Raw genomic sequence first — 4,071 nt, forward strand, 5'->3', positions numbered from 1 at the left:
GGCCCCGGCGCCGCAGACCCGATGCGCCGGTCCGGCGCCCGCAAGGGCGGCCCGAAGGGCCGGTGCCCCGCGAGGCACCGCCCCGAAGGCACCCCCCATGCCTTCGTTCGCCTGACCGGCGCAGTTCCCGTAGCTGGCATATCAAGTCCGGATCGTCATCACCCAATCTGGTGAACGGACCCGGACCGGCCGCATCACTTAGGGCATCACTTGGGCGCGCTACTTCTTGTTGCCCTCGAGATCGAACTGCGCGAGATAGGCGATGAGGTCGGCGCGCTCGGTCTCGCTCTTGATGCCGGCGAAGGCCATCTTGCCCTTGGGGGCGAGCGACTTCGGATTGGTCAGATAGGCGTTCAGGTTGGCGTCGTCCCACACCTTGCCGGCGGCGGCGCCGTCCTTGATGTCCTGGGAATAGGCATAGCCCTCGAAATGCGCCCACTTGGCGCCGACGATGCCGTTCAGCGGCGGGCCGACCTTGGCCTTGGCGCCCGGACCGACGGCGTGGCAGGCCATGCACTTCTTGAACGCATTCTCTCCCTTCGCCAGATCGGGAGCGCCGGCGGCTGCGGCGGGCGCCGCCTCGGTCTTCGGCGCGTCCTGGGCGAGCGCCGAGCCCGTGATGGCGATGACGGCGACGGAGGCCAGAATGAGACGCATGTTCGGTTTCCTCTCTCCTTGCGGCGGACCGTTCTGCGGCCCCTCCCATTTGCTATTCAACAATATGAATATTTGAACTTATGTCCAATGGGAAGGGCTCCGGACACAGGGGGATGTGCCGGAGGGTCGCCGAGGGCTTTAGCATGGTTCCAGACTGACCGAGGATGCGACCTGTGGGCCCAATCCGCCACTCCCCCGTGATCGTGAAGATCGGCGGCAGCCTCCTCGGCGGGGCGGCGCCGCGTGCGTTGCTGCAACGGCTTGCCGCCGAGCGCCGGGCGATCCTGGTGCCCGGCGGCGGCGCCTTCGCCGACGCGGTGCGCGACGCTCAGCCGCGGCTCGGCCTGTCCGACGCCGCATGCCACGCCATGGCGATCCTCGCCATGGAGCAGTCCGCTTATGCGCTGGCAGACCTCATGCCCACGCTGGCGCCCTGCCGCAGCGAAAGCGCGCTGACGGCGCCGCGCGCGGCGCCGCGCTCTGGTTCCCTGCCGCCATGCTCATCGGCGCGCCCGATGTCGCCGAAAGCTGGGACGTGACCTCGGACAGCCTCGCGCTGTGGCTCGCGCGCCGGCTCGGTGCCGCGCGGCTCGTCCTTGTGAAGGCGCCCGGCGCGACCGTGCCGGCGCAGCCGGTCCATGGCGACCACCTGGAGGCGCTGGCGGCAGCCGGCACGGTCGATCGCGCCTTTCCGCACATGGCATCCGGCTTCGCGGGCACTATTGTCCTGGTGAACGCGGACGATTCCGTCCGCCTCGCAGCGGCGCTCGCCACCGGCGCCGGGATGGACCTTTGATGAGCGACGCCTCCTTTGCCCCGCGCTGGGCCTGGGCCCTGTCCGGCTCCGGCCACTTCTTCACCGAGTGCATCGCAATGATCGGCGAACTCGGCGCGGTGGACCTGTTCGTCTCGGCGGCGCGAGGAGGTGCTGCGCATGTACAAGCAGGCGCTGCCCGAGGGCACCGGCATCTATCGTGACCGCACCGCTTCGGCGGCGCCCGTGGGGCGCTTCTATGACGGCCACTACCACACGCTGGTGGTGGCGCCGGCTTCCTCCAATACGGTGGCGAAGGCGGTGCTGGGCATCTCCGACACCCTCGTCACCAATTGCTTCGCCCAGGCGGGCAAGTGCCGCGTGCCCGCCATCGTCTTCGCCTGCGACACAGCCCCCGAAATGCTCTCCCTGGCGCCGGGCGGGCTGGTGAAGGTGTTCCCGCGCCGCATCGACCTGGAGAACACGGAGAAGCTCAAGGGGTTCGAGGCCACCTCGGTGGCCGAGAGCCTCGCCGACCTGAAAGCCGCCATCGCCCGCCGCCAGGCGCAGCTGGCGCAGGCGCTGGGCTGACGCCATGGCGGAGCGCGTCGTCCTCCTCACCGGCTCGCTCGCCGAGCCGCGCCTCGCGCGGATCGCCGACGCCATCTCCGACGCCGCGCTCCAGCCCGTGGTGCTGAACATCGGCGTGAAGGTGGCGGCGCTGATGACGACGCAGATCGTCGAGCGGCGCCTGGCTTTGCCCGCCGGAACCGACCGGGTGCTGATGCCAGGCCGCTTCCGCGGCGACCTCGACCGGCTGGCCGCGCGCTTCGGCGTGCCGTTCGAGCGCGGCCCCGAGGAAGCCGCCGACATTCCCGGCTTCTTCGGCCGCGGCGGCAAGGCGCCGGACCTCTCGCGCCAGGACGTGACCCTCTTCGCCGAGATCGTCGACGCCCCGCGCCTCGCCGTCGCCGACATTCTCGTCCGCGCCCGCGCCCTCGCGGCCGACGGGGCGGACGTGATCGACCTCGGCGCGCTGCCGGATGAGCCGTTCCCGCATCTGGAAGAGGCCATCGCCGCGCTCAAGGCGGACGGGCTCAAGGTGAGCATCGACAGCTTTTCGGCCGATGACCTCGTCCGCGCCAACCGGGCCGGCGCCGACTTCCTGCTCAGCCTCAGCGAGACGACGCTCGACGTGCTGAAGGACGGGCCGGCGGTGCCCGTCCTCGTGCCGGCGACCCCGGGCGATCTCGCCTCGCTCCTGCGCGCGGTGGAGGCCTGCGAGGCCATGGGCCGCCCTTTCCTCGCCGATCCGATCCTCGATCCGATCCATTTCGGCTTCACCGCCTCGCTGCTGCGCTATGCGGAGCTCCGGCGCCTGAAGCCGGACATCCCCATCCTCATGGGCATCGGCAATGTCACCGAGCTGACCGACGCCGACACCACCGGCATCAATGCGGTGCTCATGGGCATCATCTCCGAGCTGCGCCTCAATGCCGTTCTGGCGGTGCAGGTGAGCCCGCACTGCCGCACGGCGGTGAAGGAGTTCGACCGGGCGCGGCGCGAGTTCTTCGCCGCGCGGGAGGCGGGCGCCCTGCCCCAAGGGTTCGGCGGCGGGCTGATGGCACTGCGGGACCGGGCGCCGTTCGCCACCACGCCGCAGGAGGTGGCGCGCCTCGCCGCCGAGGTGCGCGACCGCAACTTCCGCATCGAGGTCACCGATGACGGCATCCATGCCTACAATCGGGACGGTCACCATGTGGGCGAGGACCCGTTCGCGCTGTTCCCGCACCTGAAGGTGGAGCGCGACGGCGCCCATGCCTTCTATCTGGGCGTCGAGACCGCCCGCGCCGAGATCGCCTACCGCCTCGGCAAGCGCTATGCGCAGGACGCGCCGCTCGCCTGGGGCGTCGCCGCCGCGACCGGATCGGGCGCCGAAACCGCCCATCGATTGACTTTCGACCAAGCGGGGCCGACGCTTTCCGCCGCAACCCCGGCCCCCGCGGGCGACGCGAAGGACGACGCCGAGTGATCCGCGAGACCATCGTCACCACGCTCTCGCCGCTCGGCGAGCCGCACGTCGCGCCCATGGGTGCGAGCGTGGTGGAGGGCGGCTATCTGCTGCAGCCGTTCCGGCCCTCGCGCACGCTGGACAACCTGCTGGCGGCGCAGGCCGGGGTCGTCAACCTCACCGACGACGCGCGCATCTTCGCCGGCTGCATCACCGGCCGCCACCGCTCCTGGCCCACCGTGCCCGCGCGCCGCATCGCCGGGGCGCGGCTGGAGGCGGCGCTGGCGCACGAGGAGTTCGAGGTGACGCGGGTGGAGGAGGACACGGTGCGGCCGCGCTTCTTCTGCCGCGTGGTGCACAGGGAAAGCCACGCCCCCTTCCTCGGCCTCAACCGCGCCGTGGCGGCGGTGGTGGAAGGCGCGATCCTGGTGTCGCGCCTGCACATGCTCGACCCGGAGCGGGTGGACCGGGAGATGAACTACCTCTCCGTGGCGGTGGAGAAGACCGCCGGCCCCGCCGAGCGCGAGGCCTGGGACTGGCTGTGCGAGACGGTCGCCGACCATCGGCGCCGCGGGCGGCCTCGTCGACCCCCTCCCGCGCCGCGCGCGCGGGCCTGCTTGCCAGCGTCGCCACCCTCGCTGAGATGGAC

5 protein-coding genes and 1 pseudogene are annotated in these 4,071 nt (G+C 71.2%); 5 read left to right on the top strand and 1 reads right to left on the bottom strand.

Translation table 11 applies throughout. The features are described 5' to 3' along the window. Positions 1-219: 219 nt before the first annotated feature. Positions 220-657, bottom strand: a complete 438-nt coding sequence (locus AC2W7M_RS21235; RefSeq protein WP_486134697.1) for a c-type cytochrome — start codon at positions 655-657, stop codon at positions 220-222. Positions 658-830: 173 nt separating this feature from the next. Here AC2W7M_RS21235 and AC2W7M_RS21240 point away from each other — a divergent pair, with 173 nt between their 5' ends. From AC2W7M_RS21240 to AC2W7M_RS21260, 5 genes and pseudogenes are all read left to right on the top strand, one after another. After that, positions 831-1,196: an amino acid kinase family protein gene (locus tag AC2W7M_RS21240; protein ID WP_486134699.1), complete on the top strand. Its 366-nt coding sequence runs from the start codon at positions 831-833 to the stop codon at positions 1,194-1,196. After that, a complete protein-coding gene (locus AC2W7M_RS21245; protein ID WP_486134701.1) occupies positions 1,193-1,453 on the top strand; it encodes a hypothetical protein in 261 nt (86 codons plus the stop codon). Before AC2W7M_RS21240 ends, AC2W7M_RS21245 begins: the two co-directional genes overlap by 4 nt. Beyond that, positions 1,453-2,002, top strand: a pseudogene (locus AC2W7M_RS21250) (flavoprotein). The gene AC2W7M_RS21245 and the pseudogene AC2W7M_RS21250 overlap by 1 nt, the downstream one beginning before the upstream one ends. 4 nt (positions 2,003-2,006) lie before the next feature. After that, positions 2,007-3,443, top strand: coding sequence for a DUF6513 domain-containing protein (locus AC2W7M_RS21255; protein ID WP_486134703.1), 1,437 nt, complete (start codon positions 2,007-2,009; stop codon positions 3,441-3,443). Beyond that, positions 3,440-4,071, top strand: a 632-nt coding sequence (locus AC2W7M_RS21260; RefSeq protein ID WP_486134705.1) for a DUF447 domain-containing protein, incomplete at its 3' end; no start/stop codon positions are given. The genes AC2W7M_RS21255 and AC2W7M_RS21260, both read left to right, overlap by 4 nt.

The organism is Xanthobacter sp. BG11Y11_SDJG, assembly GCF_057364445.1.

Excerpts from the sequence above, each read along its gene's own strand:
- AC2W7M_RS21255 (WP_486134703.1), top strand. The coding sequence starts at position 2,007 with ATGGCGGAGCGCGTCGTCCTCCTCACCGGCTCGCTCGCCGAGCCGCGC.
- AC2W7M_RS21235 (WP_486134697.1), bottom strand. The coding sequence starts at position 657 with ATGCGTCTCATTCTGGCCTCCGTCGCCGTCATCGCCATCACGGGCTCG.